The 4,959-nt window shown below is 70.1% G+C and carries 5 protein-coding genes and 1 pseudogene; 2 read left to right on the forward strand and 4 right to left on the reverse strand.

What is annotated here, in order from left to right:
• From CEK69_RS20525 to CEK69_RS20540, 4 genes and pseudogenes are all read right to left on the reverse strand, one after another.
• Nucleotides 1-181: pseudogene (locus CEK69_RS20525) on the reverse strand (hypothetical protein); the annotation flags it as partial.
• A 63-nt stretch (nucleotides 182-244) separates the two neighbouring features.
• Nucleotides 245-667, reverse strand: coding sequence for a hypothetical protein (locus CEK69_RS20530; RefSeq protein WP_152247642.1), 423 nt, complete (start codon nucleotides 665-667; stop codon nucleotides 245-247).
• Nucleotides 668-745: 78 nt separating this feature from the next.
• The gene (locus tag CEK69_RS20535) at nucleotides 746-1,006 is read right to left on the reverse strand and encodes a hypothetical protein (RefSeq protein ID WP_017916171.1); all 261 of its coding nucleotides are present in this window, start codon (nucleotides 1,004-1,006) and stop codon (nucleotides 746-748) included.
• Between the two features lie 144 nt (nucleotides 1,007-1,150).
• Nucleotides 1,151-1,612, reverse strand: coding sequence for a GNAT family N-acetyltransferase (locus CEK69_RS20540; protein WP_152247645.1), 462 nt, complete (start codon nucleotides 1,610-1,612; stop codon nucleotides 1,151-1,153).
• A gap of 225 nt (nucleotides 1,613-1,837) precedes the next feature.
• Here CEK69_RS20540 and CEK69_RS20545 point away from each other — a divergent pair, with 225 nt between their 5' ends.
• Nucleotides 1,838-2,479 (forward strand): HD domain-containing protein, encoded by a 642-nt coding sequence (locus CEK69_RS20545; protein WP_152247647.1) that lies wholly within the window; start codon nucleotides 1,838-1,840, stop codon nucleotides 2,477-2,479.
• Nucleotides 2,480-2,610: 131 nt separating this feature from the next.
• Nucleotides 2,611-4,959 (forward strand): excinuclease ABC subunit UvrA (locus CEK69_RS20550; RefSeq protein ID WP_152247649.1); only part of this gene is annotated, 2,349 nt, incomplete at its 3' end.

The following is a 4,959-nucleotide window of genomic DNA, read 5'->3' on the forward strand; positions in this document are numbered from 1 at the left end:
CGCGCAGCGAGTGGCGGGTGGCGTCGGTGCCGATGGGGATGGCCTGGCCGGTCTGGCGATCGGTGGCCAGGCCATGCAGTTCCGCCACGGCCTTGCCGTGTTCGTCGCGCAGCACCCAGAAGGCGTGGCCAGCGATGCCGATGACGCCGAGCGAGCGGACTTCGATGGCGTAATTGGGCATGGTCGTGTCCTTCCTTGGTCGCTGTACGGCGCGGGAGTCAGAACTATCGTGTGCTATTCGGGCTCACAGCGGCCGCGTGGCGACGCAGCGATCCAACGCGGTCTTGAGATCCTGCATCGCCTTGTCGACGCCGAGGTCGACGAAATAGGCGCCAGCGCCCTTGAGGGCGAGCTTGGCCTGGTTGGCGCCCGGTGGGCGCTCCAGGCGCAGGCGAAAGCCGCTGCGGTTCGTTTCGGGGAAGTCGCCCGATTCCAGGATGCCCTTGGCCGGGTCTTCGCGGGTGACCTTGGGCCAGGAGCTGCTGGTCTCCGACAGGGTGGCGATGCTGGATTCGGTGCAGTCGAACAGGCGCTGGTTGGGCAGGTCGGCCGGGACGCGCAGCACCGCCGACGCCATGGGCGTCTTGCGGGCGGCGGCGGGCATGCTGCAGGCGCTGGCGACCAGCGCCAGGCCGGCGAATTGGGCGATGCGGTGCCATGGCGTCATGAGGACGTTCCTTGCGTGGGCGATGCCGAGCTTCCTGCTCGGCGCATGATGCCGGATGCGTCTTGGGCTGTTGCGCGGTCAGCGCCGTGCGCGACGCCAGGCGATCAGGGCCACGGCGGCCAGGGCGGCGACGGTGCCGACGGCGGCGACCTGTGCCGCGCGCTTGGCGCGTTGTTCGCGCAGGCGCAGGGCGTCGCTGCTGGCGTCGTCGGCGGACAGCGGCGAGCGGTACACGCTGTGCGCGGCGGCGCGGCCGGAGATGGCGGCACGGCGCGCGGGCGGGGTCGGGGCGCTGTCGGTGGCGGTGTCGTCCACGGCGTGGGCGGTGTCGGTGATCATGATGGGTTGCATCCTCGGCGCTGCGTTCATGCGTGTCTGTCGATCAAGCGGTCGGTTGGTGGCTGACGCCCTATCTTTCCAAGCGCCACGTTAACGCGGCGCGGGGGAAAAGTAATGTGCAGGCGCGGCCACGCAGGCACCCGCTCAGCCGACCGGGCGGACCATCAGCAACACGCGGGTGCCGTAGGAATCGGCTTCCTGCACTGGCTGCCAGCCGTGGCGGGCGTACAGGCCGCCGTCCAAGTGCTCGGTCTGCAGGTACAGGGCGTCCAGGCCCAGGTCCGCGGCGTCTGCCAGGGCATGGGCGAGCAGGCGACCGGCGATGCCGCGCCCTCGATATGCATCGGCGACGTACATGCCGCCCAGCCAGTACGGATATTGCGGAAAGGCGTCCATTTCCCGGTCTTTCAACTGCACCACGGCGATCAGTTCAGGGCCGTCGAAGGCCGCCAGCACGCGCGGCAGGCCGTGCGCATCCGGGGCGCGCTGGAGCTGACGCAGCTCGTCGTCCAGCGAGAAGCCGGCCTCGCGACCCCAGGCCGCGTGGTACCAGGCGGCGATCTGCGGCAGTTCCGGGGCGTGCTGGTCGAGATGACGGACGTTCATGCGTGCGAGCGTTGCGGTGGTGCGGGAACAGGGAAGTGTAAGCGGGGAACGCGCTTGGACCAGGGCAGGGCTGCGCGGCAGCCCCGTCCGCGCGCGGTGCCGGCTGATCAGGCACACGATGGCCGCCACACGCGGCTTGAACGGCAGCCACGTCCACCCGTATCTCCACGCGCTCACGCCGGCAAGTTTGGCGATAATGCCGGCCTGTTCCGTCAGGATCGCCGCATGACCGCTCTCACCGAACGTTACGCGCGCGCCGTGGACTACGCGCGCATCGCCCACGCCGGCCAGTTCCGCAAGGGCGGCACGGTGCCGTATCTGAGCCACGTGCTGGGCGTGTCGACGCTGGTGCTGGAGGCCGGCGGCGACGAGGACCAGGCGATCGCGGCGCTGCTGCACGACGTGGTGGAGGATTGCGGCGCCGGCCATGAGGGCGTAATCCGCGCGCAGTTCGGCGAGGCGGTGGCGGACATGGTGATGGCGTGTACCGACGCCACGGCCGAGCGCAAGGCGGTGCCCGCGGACGTGCCGGCCAAGCGCCGCGACTGGCGCATCCGCAAGCAGGCGTACCTGGCGCACTTGGCCGAGGCCACGGATGCGGTGCTGCTGGTGTCGGCCTGCGACAAGCTCTACAACGCGCGCAGCATCGTCGCCGACCTGGAAGACCCCGAGGTCGGCACCGCGGTGTTCGAGCGCTTCACCGCCGGCCGCGACGGCACGTTGTGGTACTACCAGGCGCTGCATGCGATCTACGCCGAACGCGGCGTGGCGGTGCTGCGCGCGTTCGCCAGTGCGGTGACGCGGATGCAGGCGCTGGCCGCGCACGACGAGGATGCCGACACGCTGGCGGCGCCTGCCTTGAGCTGAGACTTGCGTCGCCGGCGACGGCGCGCCTTCGCCGACGACTGACCGAGCGCGCTGCAGCGCGATGGCCGCGACACGCCGATGTCAGCCGACCGGCTAAGCTTGCGCGCTCCTTCGCGTTGCCGGTCCTGCCCATGTCCACGCCTTCTGCTTCCGCCGCTTCCGGCTTCGTGCGCGTCCGTGGCGCGCGCGAGCACAACCTCAAGGATGTGGACGTGGAGCTGCCGCGCGATGCACTGGTGGTATTCACCGGCGTGTCCGGCTCCGGCAAATCGTCGCTGGCGTTCGGCACGCTGTTCGCCGAGGCGCAGCGGCGTTATCTGGACTCGATCTCGCCGTATGCGCGGCGCCTGATCGACCAGGCCGGCGTGGCCGATGTGGACGCCATCGATGGCCTGCCGCCGGCGGTGGCGCTGCAGCAGCATCGCGGTGCGCCGAGTACGCGCTCGTCGGTGGGCAGCGTCACCACCATCTCCAACTCGCTGCGCATGCTGTATTCGCGTGCCGGCACGTATCCGCCGGGGCAGGGCATCATCCATGCCGACGGCTTCTCGCCGAACACGCCGGCCGGCGCCTGCCCCACCTGCCATGGGCTGGGGCGTATCTACGACGCCACCGAGGCGTCGATGGTGCCGGACCGTTCGCTGAGCATCCGCGAGCGTGCGGTGGCGGCGTGGCCGCCGGCCTGGCACGGGCAGAACCTGCGCGACATCCTCACCACGCTCGGCCACGATGTCGACGTGCCGTGGGCGAAGCTGCCGAAGAAGACCCGCGACTGGATCCTGTACACCGACGAGCAACCGACCGTGCCGGTGTATCCCGGCTTCACCCTGGCCGAGACCCAGCGCGCGCTCAAGCGCAAGCAGGAGCCGGCATACATGGGCACCTTCAGCAGCGCGCGCCGTTACGTGCTGCATACCTTCGCCAGCACGCAGAGCGCGCTCATCAAGAAACGCGTGGCGCAATACCTGATCAGCACCGCATGCCCCAGTTGCGACGGCAAGCGGCTGCGCCGCGAGGCGCTGTCGGTGACCTTCGCCGGGCTGGACATCGGCGCACTGTCGCAGCGCCCGCTCGGCGAGGTGGCCGAGCTGCTGCGTCCCGCGGCGGAAGGCCGCATGCAGGGCCGTTCGCGACATCCGGAACAGGCGCTGGCCGCGCAGCGCATCGCCCAGGACCTGCTGGCGCGGATCCAGGTGGTGGAGGCGCTGGGGCTGGGCTATCTGACCCTGGAACGCAGCACGCCGACGCTGTCGCCGGGCGAACTGCAGCGGCTGCGTCTGGCCACGCAGATCCGCTCGCAGCTGTTCGGCGTGGTCTATGTGATGGACGAGCCGTCGGCGGGCCTGCATCCGGCCGACACGCAGGCGTTGCTGGGTGCGCTGGACCAGCTCAAGGGCGCTGGCAATTCGCTGTTCGTGGTCGAGCACGAGATCGACGTGATCCGCCATGCCGACTGGATCGTCGATGTCGGCCCCGGTGCCGGCGAGCACGGCGGGCAGGTGCTGTACAGCGGTCCGCCGGTGGGATTGGCGCAGGTGCAGGCCTCGTCCACGCGCCGCTACCTGTTCGCCGAACCGCACGCCGCTGCCCATGCGCCGCGCTCGCCGGAGGCCTGGCTGCAGTTGCGCGAGGTCAGTCGCAACAACGTGGTCGCGCTGGACGTGGACATCCCGCTGGGCGTGTTCACCACGGTCACCGGCGTGTCCGGCTCGGGCAAGTCCTCGCTGGTCAGCCAGGCGCTGGTGGAGTTGCTGGGCACGCAACTGGGGCAGGCGCCGGCCGAGGCGCACGAGGAACTGGATCCGCTGGAGCGCGGTGCGCGTGTCGCCACCGATGGCCACATTGCCGGCGGCCTGGAACACGTGCGGCGATTGGTACAGGTGGACCAGGCGCCGATCGGGCGCACGCCGCGCTCCAACCTGGCGACCTACACCGGCCTGTTCGACCATGTGCGCAAGCGTTTTGCGGCCACGCCGGCAGCGCGCAAGCGCAAGTACGACGCCGGGCGCTTTTCGTTCAACGTGGCCAAGGGCCGCTGCGAGACCTGCGAAGGCGAGGGTGCGGTGAGCGTGGAACTGCTGTTCATGCCCAGCGTGTATGCGCCGTGCCCCACCTGCCATGGCGCGCGCTACAACGCCAAGACGCTGGAGATCGAACTGCGCGGCCAGAACATCGCACAGGTACTGCGCATGACCGTGGCGCAGGCGCTGGATTTCTTTGCCGACGATGCGGCGATCGCGCGGCCGCTGCAGGTGCTGATGGAGGTGGGCCTGGGTTATCTGCGGCTGGGCCAGCCGGCCACCGAACTCTCCGGCGGCGAGGCGCAGCGGATCAAGCTGGCCAGCGAGCTGCAGCGTGCGCAGCGCCGCGGCACCGTGTACGTGCTGGACGAACCCACCACCGGCCTGCACCCGGCCGACGTGGACACGCTGCTGCGGCAATTGCACGGGCTGGTGGAAGCGGGCAACACCGTGGTGGCG

The organism is Xanthomonas sp. LMG 12462 (genome assembly GCF_009192885.1).
Lineage (GTDB): Bacteria > Pseudomonadota > Gammaproteobacteria > Xanthomonadales > Xanthomonadaceae > Xanthomonas_A > Xanthomonas_A sontii.

Excerpts from the sequence above, each read along its gene's own strand:
- CEK69_RS20535 (WP_017916171.1), bottom strand. The coding sequence starts at position 1,006 with ATGATCACCGACACCGCCCACGCCGTGGACGACACCGCCACCGACAGC.
- CEK69_RS20540 (WP_152247645.1), bottom strand. The coding sequence starts at position 1,612 with ATGAACGTCCGTCATCTCGACCAGCACGCCCCGGAACTGCCGCAGATC.
- CEK69_RS20545 (WP_152247647.1), top strand. The coding sequence starts at position 1,838 with ATGACCGCTCTCACCGAACGTTACGCGCGCGCCGTGGACTACGCGCGC.
- CEK69_RS20530 (WP_152247642.1), bottom strand. The coding sequence starts at position 667 with ATGACGCCATGGCACCGCATCGCCCAATTCGCCGGCCTGGCGCTGGTC.